15 protein-coding genes are annotated in these 17,983 nt (G+C 33.0%); 3 read left to right on the plus strand and 12 right to left on the minus strand.

Features of this window, described 5'->3' with window-relative positions; translation table 11 throughout:
- Positions 1–5 precede the first annotated feature (5 nt).
- The 3 genes from ccsA to nrfH all read right to left on the minus strand — a co-directional run bounded on the left by ccsA (position 6) and on the right by nrfH (position 5,309).
- Complete coding sequence (gene ccsA / locus Q0856_RS01135) at positions 6–3,125, minus strand: cytochrome c biogenesis protein CcsA (RefSeq protein ID WP_298501837.1); 3,120 nt, start codon at positions 3,123–3,125, stop codon at positions 6–8.
- 82 nt (positions 3,126–3,207) lie between these two features.
- Positions 3,208–4,701, minus strand: coding sequence for an ammonia-forming cytochrome c nitrite reductase (gene nrfA, locus Q0856_RS01140; RefSeq protein WP_298473094.1), 1,494 nt, complete (start codon positions 4,699–4,701; stop codon positions 3,208–3,210).
- Positions 4,702–4,712: 11 nt separating this feature from the next.
- Positions 4,713–5,309, minus strand: a complete 597-nt coding sequence (gene nrfH, locus Q0856_RS01145; RefSeq protein ID WP_298473095.1) for a cytochrome c nitrite reductase small subunit — start codon at positions 5,307–5,309, stop codon at positions 4,713–4,715.
- Between the two features lie 688 nt (positions 5,310–5,997).
- Between nrfH and Q0856_RS01150 the strand changes: the two genes are divergently transcribed.
- Positions 5,998–6,738 carry a LuxR C-terminal-related transcriptional regulator gene (locus tag Q0856_RS01150; protein ID WP_298501840.1) on the plus strand — a complete coding sequence of 247 codons (741 nt, stop codon included), beginning with the start codon at positions 5,998–6,000 and terminating at the stop codon, positions 6,736–6,738.
- Positions 6,739–6,783: 45 nt separating this feature from the next.
- Positions 6,784–8,160, plus strand: a complete 1,377-nt coding sequence (locus tag Q0856_RS01155) for an exonuclease domain-containing protein (protein ID WP_298501843.1) — start codon at positions 6,784–6,786, stop codon at positions 8,158–8,160.
- Between the two features lie 225 nt (positions 8,161–8,385).
- On the opposite strand, the gene Q0856_RS01160 is transcribed toward Q0856_RS01155, so the two are convergent.
- From Q0856_RS01160 to Q0856_RS01190, 7 genes are all read right to left on the minus strand, one after another.
- Positions 8,386–8,520 (minus strand): hypothetical protein, encoded by a 135-nt coding sequence (locus tag Q0856_RS01160; protein ID WP_298473100.1) that lies wholly within the window; start codon positions 8,518–8,520, stop codon positions 8,386–8,388.
- 104 nt (positions 8,521–8,624) lie between these two features.
- On the minus strand, positions 8,625–10,034 hold the full coding sequence (locus tag Q0856_RS01165) for an MBL fold metallo-hydrolase (RefSeq protein ID WP_298501846.1): 1,410 nt from the start codon (positions 10,032–10,034) through the stop codon (positions 8,625–8,627).
- Positions 10,035–10,089: 55 nt separating this feature from the next.
- On the minus strand, positions 10,090–11,820 hold the full coding sequence (gene sulP, locus Q0856_RS01170) for a sulfate permease (RefSeq protein ID WP_298501849.1): 1,731 nt from the start codon (positions 11,818–11,820) through the stop codon (positions 10,090–10,092).
- A 31-nt stretch (positions 11,821–11,851) separates the two neighbouring features.
- A complete protein-coding gene (locus Q0856_RS01175; RefSeq protein WP_298501852.1) occupies positions 11,852–12,994 on the minus strand; it encodes a cytochrome-c peroxidase in 1,143 nt (380 codons plus the stop codon).
- Positions 12,995–13,045: 51 nt separating this feature from the next.
- Positions 13,046–13,639 carry a DinB family protein gene (locus Q0856_RS01180; RefSeq protein ID WP_298473111.1) on the minus strand — a complete coding sequence of 198 codons (594 nt, stop codon included), beginning with the start codon at positions 13,637–13,639 and terminating at the stop codon, positions 13,046–13,048.
- A gap of 51 nt (positions 13,640–13,690) precedes the next feature.
- On the minus strand, positions 13,691–14,464 hold the full coding sequence (locus Q0856_RS01185; RefSeq protein WP_298501854.1) for an aldose 1-epimerase: 774 nt from the start codon (positions 14,462–14,464) through the stop codon (positions 13,691–13,693).
- Between the two features lie 19 nt (positions 14,465–14,483).
- Complete coding sequence (locus Q0856_RS01190; protein ID WP_298501857.1) at positions 14,484–15,725, minus strand: FtsX-like permease family protein; 1,242 nt, start codon at positions 15,723–15,725, stop codon at positions 14,484–14,486.
- A gap of 3 nt (positions 15,726–15,728) precedes the next feature.
- On the opposite strand from Q0856_RS01190, the gene Q0856_RS01195 reads away from it, so the two are divergent.
- Positions 15,729–16,970: a DUF1343 domain-containing protein gene (locus tag Q0856_RS01195; protein ID WP_298501860.1), complete on the plus strand. Its 1,242-nt coding sequence runs from the start codon at positions 15,729–15,731 to the stop codon at positions 16,968–16,970.
- Here Q0856_RS01195 and Q0856_RS01200 read toward each other — a convergent pair.
- Positions 16,967–17,461 carry a YkgJ family cysteine cluster protein gene (locus tag Q0856_RS01200; RefSeq protein WP_298501862.1) on the minus strand — a complete coding sequence of 165 codons (495 nt, stop codon included), beginning with the start codon at positions 17,459–17,461 and terminating at the stop codon, positions 16,967–16,969. The two genes, Q0856_RS01195 and Q0856_RS01200, sit on opposite strands and share 4 nt — an antisense overlap.
- The gene (locus tag Q0856_RS01205; protein WP_298501865.1) at positions 17,461–17,976 is read right to left on the minus strand and encodes a DUF2059 domain-containing protein; all 516 of its coding nucleotides are present in this window, start codon (positions 17,974–17,976) and stop codon (positions 17,461–17,463) included. Before Q0856_RS01205 ends, Q0856_RS01200 begins: the two co-directional genes overlap by 1 nt.
- Positions 17,977–17,983 lie beyond the last annotated feature (7 nt).

The raw sequence follows: 17,983 nt of genomic DNA on the forward strand, positions 1-17,983 counted from the left end.
TAACACTACACTTTTCTTCTATTGCTAAAATAGGCCAATACAGCAACTACAACCATAAAACCTGCTACAAAATATACAAACAGTGGTATTGGCACGGGGTCACCTGCTGCATAACTATGTAATCCTGACAAATAGTAGTTAACCCCAAAGGAGGTCATAATTATAGACCAAAAAGCAAACATGCTTGCTACATGTAATACGTAGGTGCTTTTTAATGCTGGGATAAATCGTAAATGCAACACTATAGCATAAACAATGATACTAATTAATGCCCAAGTTTCTTTGGGGTCCCATGCCCAGTAGCGCCCCCAAGATTCATTGGCCCAAATACCTCCTAAAAAAGTCCCTATAGCTAAAACAAACAACCCTATAGTCATAGAGGATTCATTTATGTAGGTAAGTTCTTTTATTTTTAGATCTAGCCTTTCTTTCGTTTTTGGTGTTTTTATAATCATTAGAATTAAAGCCATTAATCCCAAAATGGCAGATAATGCTAGAGGCGCATAACTACTTACAATAGTCGCTACATGGACTTTTAACCAGTACGATTTTAGTACTGGCATTAGGTTCGTTATTTCAGGATTAATCCAATCTAAATAGCTTACAAATAGTAGAGCTCCAGAAAACAAGGTTGCAAGAGGCAATGCAAAATCTGACTTTCTATAGGTTAGTAATCCACAAAGCATAAGTACCCAAGCAACAAATATTAGCATTTCATACCCATTACTCCAAGGAGCATGTTGCGCCACATACCAACGTAAAACAATATTCCCTGCAAATGCAACAAAACTAAGAAGGGTTAGAAGGATCAGAAAATTCCATAGCAGTTCTATATTTTTGTTTTCTATAAATACTTTTACCATTGCCAATACTAATAGCAAAAACCCTAAAACGAATAGTACCTGAAAAAGCCAAAAATTAAGATTCAAATCATTATACCATAACTCGGCAGCTACTCTTTTATCACTAGGAATAATATCTTTTCCTAAAATTTTTTGATAGGTGTTTATATACCCCAACTTTTCCGTTGCTTCTCCCCAGTTTTGCATAGCAACGTCAGAAAAATATGTTGGAATTATTGCTTTTGCAAAACGCCCATCTTCTTCTGGAAAATCATTAAAATGATGGGTATAAGTAAACCAGGTATTATTAGCGTCTTTACTATTAGGAAATACTTTTAAATAATTACCAATAAACACATTGTAAAGAATATTAAAACGTTCGTCTACTTTTAAAACCTCTTTGTCAAACTCGTTCCTTTCCGCTGGTTTTTTCTGATTGGCAATTTCTACATCTTCAGAAAACAAGTACTCCCCTCCTTCTCCTAACAAGTTTTGAAAAGATATTAAACCATTTTCTCCCAACTCTAAAGACGCATAGATACTTCCAAGTTTTTGTTTATCTATTTTAATAATAGGTACTTGCTCCCAATAATTGGCAGAAACATGCATTGCCAAAAACGTTTGATTTGCATCTAATGTTACGGTAGCGCCATTTTGAGTTAGTTTAAAATAAGGTCTACCAGAAATTTTACGTAAAAACTCAGATGCTAGTGTATTAATTGGTTTTATTCTACCGTCTAAATCTTGTACCATTAACCTTCCAAATAAAGCAGCGTGGTCAACATCTATAATTTGTTCTTGTCTTTTTTCTTGCTCTTGAATAGGACTTGCCTGTACAAAGCCCCCTAAAAGAAGTACTAACAACAACATTGTTTTATTCTTTTTTAGCTTATTTAGTTTTTTGTTTATCTCTCTAAATCTTGATGCTTTTCCAAAAAGTGTAAAGAACATACCTAATCCCATTAAAAGATACCCCAAATAGGTTACCCATGTGCCTATAGCATCATGATTTACAGATAGTACTGTTCCTTGCTCATCCGTATCATAACTCGCCTGAAAGAAACGATATCCTTTATAATCCAAAACATTATTCATAAAAATACGATAGAGCGTTTTTACTTCTCCATCTACCACAGTTACTTCACTTGCATATTCAGATGGACTTGTAGACCCCGGATACCTCTCTAACTGAAAATCATTCAACTGAATAGAAAATGGGGTTTCCTGTGCTTCTGCGCCATAGGAAAGTAAAACAGATATATCTTTAAATTCCGCTTTATGTTCTGTGGGCAAAAAGCCTTGTCTATATAATAAGTTGGTTGTTTTTGTTTCTCCGTCTATAGTAACATCTACTAATAAGGCATCATCCTTGTTAGGGTCATTGTCTTTTAACTTATCAGATGTACTTACAATGTTAATTTTTGCCTTAGGATGATACGCTGTTGGAACAAAAGAAGCATCTCCGTCTCTATAGAGCGTACGTAAAGTCATATTCATTAATGTGTCTTTCTTAATTTTTCCTGCCGTTTGGGAAGCCATAATAAAGAAATCTAATTCCCTAGGGGTATGCATTTTAAAAACACCGTCTTTTTCTAAAATATTTATAACGCCTTCTCCTTCCGCCTCAAAACCAACCAAATGTTTATGCGCTCCTATTTGCTCTATTTCTCCTTTTTGCAAGAATACTGTTTCTCTTCCGTTACCAGAAGTAACTACCATCTCTAATAAAGATGTACCGGCTTCTACATTATCCTCGATTTTTGGCAAAGCATCCGCTACAAATTGATGGTACGAAATTTCTATTGGAGTAGAATTAAAATCTGTTTTTATATTAAAATCATTATCCGTTAATGGTGAAAAACTAACTTTTTTAAGTACTACTTTGGTTGTATTCCCATCGGATATTTTTGCCTTAATATAATTAGCATCTGATATTATAATATTGGAAGAAGCCCCTTCTCTAATACGCATTACGCCTCCATAAGAAGTGTACCTAGTAATACCTGCTCCAACTATAATTACAATAAATGCTATATGAAAAAGAAGAATAGACCATTTTTCTTTTCGATGGAGTTTATATTTAAAAATATTCAGTAGAAAACTTATGCTTAAACCGACCATAATGAGCTCAAACCACAAGGCATCATAAATTAATTTCCAAGCTGTTGCAGTTCCAAAATCATTCTCAATAAAAGTAGCCACGGCCATAGCGGTACCAAATAGTAATAAGAGAAACGTTGCTAGTATAGGAGATGCAAATATTTTATATAGTTTCTGTGTCATATCTTTCTAAAAAAACATATCCTCATACACTACAGCAGTGATGAGGATAAGTTATATAATTATTAATCTATCCGAATGGCTATTAATTCATGGAAACGGACTTTGTTTCCATTTTAGCCTCACGAGCTTTGGCAGCTTCCATCCATTTGGGTAATAAATTTTCTTTAAAAGCTTTCTTTTCTCCTTCTAGCTTTTCTATATCTAAACCTATATATTCTTGCGCCTTTTCTTTAGAAGAAATATCGGGCATCTCTACTGGTTTATTATGCCCTAAATCTGCCAAAAGACGTGCTAATTTAACTCTCGCTTCTGCTGCAATATCTAATCCACCACCAATTACTCTTGCTATTTCTACAGGAGAATGAAAAGATGCACCATGAGACGCTGCTGAATAATCCCAACGCCATTGCGCATGCCGAATATCTTGTAAAACAGGTTTCATTTGTTCTGGAGTAGCTCCTAATTCCCATGCTTTACCAGCTTCTACATGAGATTTAACTAATAAATCTTCTAATTTTATACGATTTTCCGTGGCTTTACGCTGACGCTCATAAACGTTTTCCATCAATTTAGTAGATTCTTCTCTATGACAGGCTTGACAAGCATTAGCCATGTTATTTAAAGGAGATTGTACATGGTGATCGGTAAATTTTTGACCACCTTCACTTTTATAAGGCATGTGGCAATCTGCACAAGAAACTCCCCTATCTGCATGTACTCCGGTTTTAAAAGTTTCGTATCCGGGGTGTTGCGCTTTTAACATAGGTGTTTTACTAATCTTATGAGTCCAATCGGAAAATTCTAAATCATCATAATACTTTTCCATATCTTCTACAGTCATTCCATCTTTCCAAGGAAAAACCAGATACGGAATACCTTCTTTTCCTGGTAGTTTTTTATTAAAATAATACTCCACGTGGCATTGCGCACAAACTAAGGAACGCATTTCTTGGTGCGTAGCTTGGTTAATATCTTTCCCCATTGAATCAAAAGCTTCTACCAAAGCAGGCCGCGTAATTCTTAATTTCATATTACCCGGATCATGACAATCCGCACAACCAATAGGGTTTACTACTTCTTCCCCTTTATCTGCCCATTTTCCTTCATAAAATTCTGCTACTCCATTTTCGCTCATTAGTCTTGGGACATCTGGACTTTTACAGGTCCAACATGTTGCAGGCATAGGCCCATCTCCCTTTCCTGTTGGGCCACCCGTTCTTAAAGTATTACGAATATCCTCAATAGCATAAGAGTGTCCTCTTCCTTGATTGTAATCTTTAGAAAAACCATAGCCTGCAAAAAGAACCACTAATCTGGGATCTTCTTCCAACACATCTCTCATTGCAGATCCGCCCTGAAAACTAGCAAATGTAGTATCTGCTGTTTGTAACCAAGACTGATATTCTTTGGGGTAATTATCTCCCCAAACCTTATTTCTAGGCTCATTTTCCCCAATATTAACTTTTGGCACATATTGATATTTGGCTTCACTCTTTCTATTAATAATACTAGAAGCCAATAAGCCTAGTAAAAAAACAGCAATAATTGTTACTACAAATAAGACCTTATTTTTCATATTTCCTGTCGTTATTTATTCTTTTCTTTTTGTAACCAAGTAGGAATTACTGCTTCCTCTTGATCGGTTGGTAATGGTGCTATATTATATTGTAAAGTGGATATCCCTTGAACCTTCCCATGCGGAATCTCCTGGTGACAGCTCCAACACTGTCTTTCCGTTCTATTTTCTGTATGATTATCTACCCAACCAACATATTTGGTTTGCGTTACTTGTTGCACATGACAACGAATACAATTTGCTTGTACCACTTTTTGTGATGCCTCTTGCATTTTAATAACATCGGGCTCTGCTCTTAAGGTAAATATGGACGCATGATACAATCCGTCTTTTGCTTTAAAAAAGTACTTGTTTACTACATTATCATGAGGAACATGACAATCATTACAATTTGCCCATTCTCTATGGGAACTATGCATCCACCCATTATAAACAGGAGTCATAACATGGCAATTTACACATGCTTCTGGATTATCCGACATATAGGATACAACTTCTCCTTCCTTAGCCAAAAATAAACCTACACCAAGAAACACTGCAATAAGAAATACTGCTGTAGTTCTCCATCTAGAATTTTTATTAGGTAATATATTAGGCGTTTCTTTCAATTCTTGGTTGCTTATTTATAGCACAAAAATAATAAACAAAATAACATGTAACTAAAAGAAAATCAATATTTTAAATAAAATTTTTGATTTCAATTTTTTTAATAAAAACATGATAAATATCATGTTTTTATTAAAAACTACTCCCTAAAAAGAAACCAATAACCTATTTCAATATCCTACAATATGCCTCATAAAAAAGAAGGCATTAACTTACTAGTTGTTTAAGTATAATAAATACCCACTAGTGGGTATTGTTTCCCTAAAATATGATTTTTACTTTCGCTCTCATAAAATTTACACGTAACCGATAGTTCTAAATATTCAACATTAAATAACATATTGCCCTTTACTAATAAAACTTAGATAATACTCGGGGGAACTATTACTAGGAAAACAAGTAAAGGGTTTTTTACATAAAAAAGTCTTCAATTTTAAAAACAAAAGTTATTTCGTCTAAAAATGACTATTTTTGTATCCGCTTAAACAAAAGCTAATCAATCTTTTAATAGTTCGTTACACTCATGATACACCATTTCATGAAAATAGATTAGGTACATTTCTACCATTTAATTGAAAAAAATGGATGCACTTAATTCATATAGAGACTGTATAAAAATTAGTGGCTTTTATTTTAGTTCCCTCAAATTTTTAAAAATAGATTAACCAAAAATGCTTTATTTATAAAAAAATGAAAGCGGGAGACGAAATAAAAAACCTTAGAGAAAATATTCAAAAAACTACAGGAACTTATAGTAGTAAGCTGGAAAATTATGCAATTTTTGACCAGTTTCCATTAAATAGCAAACAATGTTTGTATGTCGCAAATTGGAGATCCAGAGGTATTGTTTATGAAAAAGGGTTAGAAAATTTAACTGGTTATACCTTAAAAGAATTTAATACCGAAGATATAATTGCATATACCCATCCAGAGGATAGAGAATTAGTAAAAAATATAACTACGGGGGTTGTTTCTCATGTTATTAGCACCCCCATACAAAACAAAGAATCTCATTTATTACTTTCTTTTCGATTTTTAAAGAAAGATGGCAGTTATTGCAAAATACTAGTTCAATCCTCCGTATTAGAAAGAGACGAAGAAGGGAAAATGATTAGCAACTTTTCATTACTTACAGATATTTCTTTTATAGAAACTCATGATAGAGTGGAATGGGAATTTCACGCAAGAGAATTAGATTTAATAGCTTTTAAAAAAGTTATTTATAACCTATATCGCGATTTCTACACAAAACGTGAAAAAGAAATCATTAACTTAATTGCAAAAAAATACACCTCAAAGGAAATAGCTAATCAACTATGCTTAAGTAAATTAACAGTACAAACCCATCGAAAAAATATTTTAAGAAAAGCTAAATCTCATTCCATTGATGACGTATTATCTTTTTGTAAAAAAAATGGAATTATAGGGTAAGTAATAGTATCTTATTTTCTTAACTTTCCATTGAATTTGGGAAGTATGTACACTATAATTGATATTGAAACAACAGGAAACGGAATTAAAGGTAATAAGATTACTGAGATATCCATTTTCAAATTCAATGGCCAAGAGGTAGTAGAAGAATACACTAGCCTCGTAAATCCTGAATGTGATATTCCTTATTTTATAACTGGACTTACAGGAATAGATAACGCAATGGTCCGCGACGCCCCAACAATAAAGGAAATAGCTCCCAAAATCTTAGAAATAACCAAAGACACCATATTTGTGGCACATAGTGTTGGGTTTGATTATAATGTAATTAAAAATGAATTCGAAAATCTTGGAATTTCATATAGTCGAAAAAAACTATGCACAGTTAGGCTGTCTAGAAAATTAATTCCTGGATTGCAATCTTATAGTTTAGGCAAACTATGTTCTACTTTAAAAATTCCTTTGAGTGACAGACATAGGGCCCGTGGAGATGCACATGCTACCTTAATTTTATTTGAGAAATTACTAAAAACAGAAGGCTCTTCAACTGTTTTTAGCTCTTTTTTAAATGCTAAGTCTCAAGAAAACACCCTCCCACCTTCTTTACCTAAGGAAGAATTTAACAAACTACCAAATACACCTGGTGTGTATTACTTTAAAGATGCCAAAAACAAAAGTATTTATATTGGCAAAGCCATAAACATAAAAAAAAGAGTACTTAGTCACTTTTACAACAAGAGCAATAAAGAGGTTGAAATGTGCGCAAATACCGCTCATTTAGATTTTGAAAATTCTGGGAACGAATTAGTAGCTTTATTAATGGAATCTGCCGCTATAAAAAAAGAAATGCCTTTATATAATAAAGCGCAAAAAAAAACTACTATACAATATGGCATTTTTTGCTATGAAGACAGAAATGGGGTTAAGCATATAGCCTATAATAAAATAAAGTTAGCCCCCAATTCTGTTCAGCAATTCTTTAATATAACGGATTGTAGATTTGCGTTAGAAAAAATATGCGAAGAATTTGAACTATGCCCTAAATATTGCCACTTACAAGAAAACATAGGCCAATGCTCTCATTATAAAATAAAAAAATGTAATGGAATTTGCCAACAAAAAGAAAGTGTAGAAATCTATAACAAACGTGTAAAACAAGCATTAAAGAGTTTGCAAAATTCCCAAGAAACGTATCTAATAAAAGAAAAAGGAAGAGTAAGTAACGAAATTGCCATTGTTCTAGTAGAACAAGGAGAGTACCAAGGATATGCTTTTATACCAAAAGATGAACAAGTAAATAACTTAGAAGACTTGCAAGTGCATATTATACCTCAAAAACACAATTTAGATACTTTAAGGATAATAAGTAATTACGTTCAAAAAAAACCTAAAAATGTTATCTCTTCTTTAACTTCTTACTAAAAAAGCTGGTGCCCACAACACTGTTAATAAGGCACCAACTTACCACTAACCAATCTTTTATTTCTTAAATTATTACAATTTCGTAGCCTAATTCCTACTAAATATAGGTAAATAGATTTAGATAACAAACTTAATAGTCAACAGAAAAAAAAATGAGTTAAAACGTAATGCAAAAACATTAAGCTCTAACCCATTCGTAACAACAAGGTATGCAGTATTTTTTAGCTACACTTCCTCTTCCTTTTTACCACTATTCATAAAAATTAGTAACATGGCAACTAGACCTACACAAACCAATCCAAAAACTCCTATCATAACAATTCCATTGGTCCAATCTACTAAAGGCAACGTATGTAACATCTTTCTATTTTTATTATTTGATGTAAAATTAAAACCTTATAAAAATATAGAATATGATAAAAATCAGTATTTCTTTTTACTTTTTTAATTTTCTAGAAAAAGCATTATAGTGTAGACGGACACACATAATTTGTTACGTCAACATTTGTCGTTTTTATAGCTGCAAAACCACCTGCAACATCTACTAAATTATGAATTCCCCTACTTTTTAATATAGATGCGGCAATAACAGAACGATAACCACCTGCACAATGAATATAAAAAGTACTTTTCGCCGGAAATTGCGATAAATGGCTATTTAAGTCACTTAAAGGTGTATTTATAGCATTCTTTACATGTTCTGATTGAAATTCGCTTACTTTACGAACATCAAAAACGGAAATAGAGTCATCCTTTAGTCCCTTTTCTGCTTCAGCGGCAGAAATAGAGGAAATGGTATCAAAATCCTTTCCAGCACTTTTCCATGCGTCTATTCCTCCTTTTAAATACCCTATAGTCCCATCAAAACCAACTCTAGATAAGCGCGTAATTGCTTCCTCTTCCTTACCTTCTGGTATTACTAATAAAATAGTTTGCTTTATATCTGCAATTAAAGCTCCTACCCATGGTGCAAAATCTCCATTCAATCCAATAAAAATTGAACGAGGTACATGCCCTTTAACGAATTCTGACTGATTTCTAACATCCAAAACTATTGCCCCAGTATCATTGGCAGCTATTTCAAAATCTTTAGGAGATAAAGCGGTTGTACCCCTATCTAACACAATACTAATGTCCTCATAACCTTCTTTATTCATTTGTACATTTAAAGGAAAATATTTTGGCGGTGGCAACAAACCATCCGTAACCTCTTTCACAAACTCTTCTTTTGTCATGCTAGCCCTAAGCGCATAATTCATTTTTTTTTGATTCCCTAGAGTATCTACCGTTTCTTTCATCATGTTTTTCCCGCAAGCAGAACCTGCACCATGAGCTGGGTAAACTATAACATCATCAGACAAAGGCATAATCTTATTTCGTAAACTATCATACAAGGTCTCTGCCAATTGTTCTTGCGTTAAATGGGCCGCTTTTTGAGCTAAATCTGGCCTACCAACATCCCCTAAAAACAAGGTGTCGCCTGAAAAAATAGCATGGTCATTGCCATTTTTATCCTTCAATAAAAATGTAGTGCTTTCCATAGTATGCCCTGGCGTATGCAAGGCAATGATGGTTAACTCCCCTAATTTAAATTCTTGCCCGTCTTCCGCTATTACGGCATCAAAAGAAGGTGAAGCTGTTGGGCCATAAATTATAGGCGCTCCTGTTTCTTTAGATAAAGTAACATGACCACTAACAAAATCTGCATGAAAATGTGTTTCAAAAATATATTTTATACTAGCATTAGCCTCTTTTACTTTTTTAATATAAGGAGCTATTTCTCTTAAAGGATCAATAATTGCTACCTCTCCTTTACTTTCTATATAATACGCTCCTTGCGCCAAACAACCTGTGTAAATCTGTTCTATTATCATAATTATCAGCTTCTTAAGACAAAAATAATGTTAAATTAATTCTTAGTCTGTAACATTAGTTACTATATGTTTTATTTTGATGGGCAATTTTAACCCCTAATCCCTCTGTTATTTCAGGATTATTAAAGTAAGCGACTGCGGCTTTTGTTTTTACAAATAGATTTTCTCTTTGTACCAAATGTATAATACCACTTGAAAAAATGATATCTCTCGTGGGGCCTATTGCTCCAGCAATATAAAAACGTACTCCTTTTTCTTGAAGTTCTAAAATTACTTTCTTTAACATATTAGCTGCTGTAGAATCTATATAATTAATAGCTTCCGCATTCAGTATTACTCCTTTTAAAGCTATTCCCTTAGCGTTTATATGCTTAAAAAGCTCTTTTTTAAAGTAAGATGCATTGGCAAAATACAATTGCGCATCAAACCTAACAATTAACAGGTCTTCTTGTAAAACAACGTCCTCTTCGAATCTATTAATATTTTTAAAATAATCGGTGCCTTTTATTTGCCCCAGAACTGCAAAGTGTGGGTTAGATGTTCTATACACCATTAACAATAACGAAATTAAAACTCCTATTAAAATTCCTTCTTTTATTCCTATAGAAAGGGTGGCCAAGAAAGTAATCAGTAAAACAAAAAATTCATCTTTTCTATGTATCCACAGCTGTTTGGCATAGCCAATATCTATAAGCTTAAAAACAGAAACCATAATTATACTTGCTAATACCGCATTGGGCAAATAATAAAAAATTGGAGTCAGAAAAAGCAAGGTCGCTACTACCATAATTATAGAAAAAAAAGCTGCCAAATTTGTTTTAGCTCCTGCGTCTCCATTTATGGCTGATCTTGAAAAACTTGCCGTAATTGGATATGCCTGAAAAAAAGAACCAACGACATTAGAAGAACCCAATGCCATTAATTCCTGATTAGGTTCTATGGTTTCTTCTCCTGCTTTTTCTTCCATTGCCTTGCCAATAGATATGGCCTCTAGATACCCCACCATTGCAATGGCTAAAGCCATTGGCCATAATTCTGACACTAACTGCATATTTATTCCCGGCATTTGAAAAGATGGCAATCCGCTAGGTACAAAACCTACTAATTTAACACCAAACTGTTCTAAATTTAAATAATACACACTAGCAATACCTAAAATTACAACTACTAAAATCGAAGGTATTTTTTTGTTTATTTTTTTTAGTAAAATAATAATTAGAATCCCTAATACCCCAATTAATAAATCGTATAAATTGGTCTCACCAATCTTTACAAAAGCATTCATAATTAGCTTATGAAAAGCGCTACTTCCAGGTATTTTTACTCCAAGTAAATGTTTTAACTGACTAAATATAATTATAAGTGCAGCAGCCGATGTAAACCCACTAATAACGGGTCTAGACAAATAATTCACTAAAAAGCCCATTTTAAAAAGGCCCAGAGTAATTTGAATGGCACCAACTAAGAATGTTAGTACTATTACCATGGCAATATAATTTTCTATTCCCGTAATTGCCAAAGTACCTAAACTTGCTGCAACCAAAAGCGAATCCATTGCTACAGGACCAACAGCTACTTGTCTTGATGTTCCTAAAAAAACATACATTAAAACTGGCAACAAAGAAGCATAAAGACCATATACAGGGGGCAAACCAGCAATCATGGCATAAGCCATTCCTTGCGGAATAAGAATAATTCCAACAGTAAGACCCGCTATTAAATCACTAAAAAAGTATCCTTTTTTATAATTTCCTAACCACTCCAGAATTGGAAAAAATCTATACATAAGACAAATTTAACACTATTTACGAAAACGATTACTTAATATTCCCACTAACCGATAATCCGCTTGGCACAGTTTCTGGAATATCCTTCGGGAAATACTCGTCATTAAGTGTATTAAGAAAAGAAATAATTAAAGACATTTCTTTTACTGAAAGATCTAATTGATCTACAAACGGATCTCTACTAGTTAAAGAAACATTTGGGTTCGTAATTTTATTATTAGCAATATCTTCATAAAACTCTAACACCTTCTGAAGGCTTACAAAGGTCCCATTATGCATATACGGCGCCGAAAATCTTAAATTGCGTAATGAAGCTGTTCTAAAACCAAAACTTTCTTCTGTCCCTAAATCTAATTCGTTTAGCTTCTTATTTTCTGGAACACCAAGCACATGAATTTTATAATCCGAGAACATAGGGCCATTATGACAATTTGCGCAACCTACTTTTTTAAATAAAGCAAAACCCTCTTTTTCTGATAACATAATGGCATCCTCATCCCCCCTCATGTATTGGTCGAATCTAGAATTATTGGCAACAATAGTTCTTTCAAAAGAACTAATTGCTTTTCCTATATTTTCTATATTCAAAGAATTTTCTTCCTTAAAAGCTTTATCAAACAAAGCCACATATTCTGGAATATTTTTTAAGCGCTCTACTACCTTTAGCAGAATCTCCTCCTCAGAAAAATTATGCCCTCGCATTTCTTCAAAAGTTTTTATTGGCATAAGAGCTTGTTCTTCTAAACTATTTGCTCTTACATCCCAAAACATGGGCGCGCTTTCTGGGTTGTAGTCTTTCTCTTTTTCTAAACCATTAAAAGCTGTATTTATAATAGTGTGTGCGTTTCTTTTAACAAAAGGAATGTCATTTGGAGTATTAAACCTTCTTTTACTTCCAAAACCTGTACCGTTTACCCCTATAGAAATATCCAAGAATTCGGAGTACCCGGTACTTGGATGATGGCAAGTAGCACAAGCAACATCTTTATCTCCAGATAAAATAGGGTCAAAAAAAAGTAACCTTCCCAAGTCTACTTTTTCTTTGGAAGAGAGATTATATTTTGGGCTTTTTACCTTTCTGGGCAAGGCCCCAAAAACTAAAGTATCTTTATTTTTTTTAAGAGTAACTGTTTTTTCGGAGACCTTATCTCTACATGCTAAAATACTTAGCATGCAACTTATTCCTAAAAGCACTCTGTTAAACATACTCCCTTTCCTCGAAAATTATTTATCTCTTAATTTTCCTGTTAGAAAATTAGCATTTGGGTTCATAGGGTTCCCGGCTGAACGCCTTAAAACTACAATCTGGCCTGCATGCCAAACCGCATCTTCTATTGGTCCATTAATCTGGTTCCAAAATGGAAACTCTTTTTTTCCCTTATCGCTAACAAAAATTATTTTGTGTTTCGACAGGTCCTTAGATTTAAGGAATAAATTACTGGCAATTTTTAAATTATCTAAGATTGCCTCTCGCTTTTCTGCAAAAGACATTTCTTTCTTTTCTTCTGAAAAGACAGTCGGTTCTTTTTTGGCAGAATTAAGTATTACATTGGACAATCCTAAGACATGATCTACAGTTTGTAAAATATTTCTCCCCTTATCACTAGGTTTATATTTTAAATCCTCTTCTTTTAAACCTTCTGTAGCCCAATAAAATCTAAAGCCTAAACCATCTACCATTCTAGAAACAATAGCTCCTGGTGTATATTCATTAGATGGCTCTGGAATTTGCGCGTAAAATGTAGTGTCTTTCATTGCATTTTGAGCATTAGTAGTATTATATATAAACAGTAAAAAAACAATTAGCTTAATCTTCATTATAATTTCTTTCGTATTAATTGTATATTTTTTTTGGTAAACTAGTTGGGATTATAAAGCTATATTCACTTTGTATATTTGCGGCCTTGAAGTTAATTTGGCAAAGCCTGTATTTAACTTTTTTTGTTCTACAGCATAAGGATAAAAAGTAATAGGTTCTATACATACCATATTATCTACTTCTGTCCACAGCATAAAATTACCAAATCCCTCTGTTTTTATCTGCACCTTCTTTTCATCTATTAAAGTTAGACTATTACATTTTAAAACTGGTAATGCTTTACTGCCTGCCTCCTTAATCTCTTTTAAACTAATTTCTTTAGTATCTGTTTTAATTTTAGAAATAGCGCTTCTTAATTTAAAAGCTGGATGATAGCCAAGCATAAAAGGCATATTTTCTGCGCCAACAATAGTAAAAGCTACTTCTAATCCATTCTCAGACAAGATAAAATGCTTTTTAAAAGTAAAATCATATGGCCAGCTTAATAGTTCTTCTGTTGACTTAGCCGGAAATTTAGAGTTTTTTACTTTAGTTCCTTTCACGTATTTTTTTTCAAAAATCACAGAAGTTTCTGTTTTTTCAACAAGTGCGTACTCTAATTCTCGTAGCAGACCATGCTGATCTTGTATGGCTTCTCCCTGTAAAGTTTGTATTCTAAAATTAGCCTTGTCGGTTGGCCCAATAATAGGAAACATTTCAGTATCCGAATTACGCCAGCCAGGATTTCCTTTTTGGTGTATTATTTCATAAGTATCTACTTGATAACTTACTAACTCTCCTTTTTCAATTTTTACGTGTTGGCTATCTAAAGTAAGTTCTATCATATTTTTTAATTTATAAATACTATTCGTACCTAATTGCTTTTACTGGAGTGATCTTTGTTATTATATAAGATGGTAGTAACAACATAAGCAAACAAAGAAATAAAACCCCAATATTTAATATAATTACGGTTAAAAAATCTAAATGGACAGGAATGTATTCTATATAATATTCCTCTGGATTTGGAAACTTAAATAAATGAAATTTTCCTTGTAGATAAACAAACCCCAAAGCGATTATATTTCCCCAGAATAATCCTATTCCAATGAGATAAGCCGCATTATATAAAAATATCTTACGTATACTCCAATCGTTAGTACCTAAGGCCTTAAGAATGCCAATCATTTGCGTGCGTTCTAAAATTAAAACTAACAAAGCCGTTATCATATTTATACCTCCAACAATTATCATGATACCAATAATTAGAGCTATATTAAAATCGAATAAACCAATCCACTCAAATATTTTATAGTACTTACCTGTAATATTCTGTGTGTCTAAATTAGAAAGGGTTTGCCCATAGATTTCATTGCTCTTTTCTTTAATAGAATCAAAATCATCCAAGAAAACCTCGAAATTTCCAACTTCATTAGACCCCCATTTATTCATACGTTGAATATGCCTAATGTCCACAAAAATATAAGTCCCATCGAACTCTTCAAATCCACTATCGTAAATACCAACAACATTAAATTTTCTTTGGTTTGGCATTTTCGATGGGTCATCGTCTTTTAGAAAAATGGCTGGAAAAGAATCTCCCACGCTCAATTGTAATCTATTTGCCATTATTTTAGACACCAGGGCATCACTATTTAGCTCGCCATGGTAATTTGGCATAACACCTTCTACAATATATTCTCCGAAAACTTCATCATTAAAATCCTTTCCAATTCCTTTCGCAATGATACCTTCGAAAGTATTTTCTAATCTAATAATTCCTCCTTTTGTAGCTACTGCCTGTACATGAGAAATACCATCAATAGTTTTAAACTCCGGATAAAATTCCTGCTCTAAAGAAACCGGAACAACCGAAACTTCTGAAGTATTATTATCGTAATTATAAATTTGAATATGCCCATTAAAGGCTGTGATTTTTTCTCTAATCTTATGCTTAAGTCCTACTCCTGTTGCTATAGCAACTAACATCATTATTACACCAAGTGAAATTGCTGTAATTGCAATTTTTATTATTGGTGCGGATATACTAATTTTATGCTCCTTACCCTTAATAAGTCGTTTGGCTATAAAGTATTCTAAATTCAAATTATGATGTTTTTATCGGGAATCAAAAGTACATTTTTATTATGGTTTTTCGTATTGATAGCATGCGGAAACCAAGGAAAAACTCCAGAATCTGCATCTAAAAATACAGAAAATACTTCCGGGAGTCTAAAGAAAGACTCTTTGGTTATTGCGGCGAACCGTATTCCTGATTATTTACCGATGCTACGAAACAAAAAAGTTGGTATTGTAGCAAACCAAACTAGTGTTATTTTTAAAAAAGACAATAGCTATACCCATTTGGTAGACTCCTTATTAAATCATAACATAGAAATTAAAAATGTTTTTTCTCCCGAACACGGTTTCCGTGGTAAGGCGGATGCTGGAGAAAAAGTTAAAAATAGCATAGATACTAAAACAGGTTTACCTATAATATCTCTTCATGGTAAAAATAGAAAGCCTACAAAAAAACAAATAGAAAATTTAGATATTGTTGTTTTTGACATACAAGATGTTGGTGTTCGTTTTTACACTTACATTGCTACTTTACAATTGGTTATGGAAGCTTGTGCAGAAAATAACATTCCTATTTTAGTTTTAGACCGTCCTAACCCTAATGCGCATTATATTGATGGACCAACCATGGAAGCAGAAAATACTAGCTTTTTAGGAATGACCGAAATTCCTCTTGTATATGGCATGACAATAGGCGAATATGCCCAAATGATAAATGAAGAGGGTTGGTTAACAAACAAAGTAAAAGCATCTTTGACAGTAATTCCGTTACAAAATTGGACGCATACTAGCAATTACAATTTACCCATTCGCCCTTCGCCAAATTTACCAAATGCTACCGCTATATCTTTATATCCTAGTCTTGGCTTATTTGAAGGTACCAATGTCAATGCAGGAAGAGGTACAGAGTTTCAATTTCAACGTTACGGGGCTTCTTTTTTAGATAGCACGCAATACAGCTTTAAATTTTGGCCTAGACCAAACTTTGGTTCTAAAAACCCAAAAGAAGATGGAAAAAAATGCTATGGAAAAGATTTATCTGACATAAAAAAAATGAACGAAGTCACTCTCAAATGGTTAATCGATGCTTATAATAACGCATATAACCAAAAAGACATTTTCCTGAAAAGCGGCTTTACAAAACATGCAGGAACAGAACAATTACAACAACAAATTGAAGCTAAAAAAACGGAAAAAGAAATAAAAGAAACTTGGCAACCGACAATAGAAAAATTTAAAAAAATTAGAAAAAAATATCTTTTATATATTTAAATTTTTATTCTTTTTTTCATTTCCTCCACAATGTTAAAAGCAGCGGGACAAATAGCTACATTTTTCATGGTAAGATGGCTTATCTGTTGAAACTTTTTTCTATCTGTATGAGGAAACTCTCTACAAGCTTTTGGCCTAACGTCATATATAGAACAGTAATTATCCGCCCCTAAAAAAGTACAAGGCACTTCCTGTAAAACATAATCATTTTCATCATCTATACGCAAATAGGTATCTATAAATTTCTGAGGCTTTTGTCTAAAATGTTTCGCTATTCGTTCCACATCTGCCTTTGTAAATAAGGGACCTGTAGTTTTGCAACAATTAGCACATTTTAAACAATCCGTTTTTTCGAATTCTGATTCATGCAATTCTTGCATTAAATAATCTAATTTCTTTGGGGCTTTCTTTTTAAGTTTAGTAAAAAACTTTTTATTTTCTGTCTGCTTATCTTTTGCTTTTTTTCCTAACCCCTTTAGAATGTCCTCCATTACTTTAATAGGCTTAATGCAGTTTCATATAACTCTCTACTCCAACCCTCCGATACTTTAGAAATCTCAGTTCCGAGAATCGGTTGCTTTTCTATTATTTTTTTCCCAATTTCAGAATTATAAAACGTATTTAATTTTTCTTTCTGGGCCGGGTTCATTTTAGACCTATCCGCAACTAATTGCTTTCCTGTTCCACTCTTATAAAATGCCAACATTTTGGTAATCTCCGCTTCTGTAAAATTATTTTTATAAATGGGTTCTAGCAAAGATATCATCTCTTTTACAGCCTTACCTTTATTTTCCTTCAAAAACTTCCACCCTTGAGCATTAGCATCGGTCTCAGGAAATCTACCATTTAACATCTTTAATAATTCATCATATGCATAATTATACTGCCCCATAGACCCATTAACCTCTAAATATTCCGAAACTAAAGTAGTATAACTCTTGTCTTGAGCATTACTAAAAACAGGAATACTCAAAACAAATAGTAGAATATATTTTAACTGGTTCATGGGTTTC

It is taken from the genome of uncultured Maribacter sp. (assembly GCF_947496775.1).
Taxonomy (GTDB): domain Bacteria; phylum Bacteroidota; class Bacteroidia; order Flavobacteriales; family Flavobacteriaceae; genus Maribacter_B.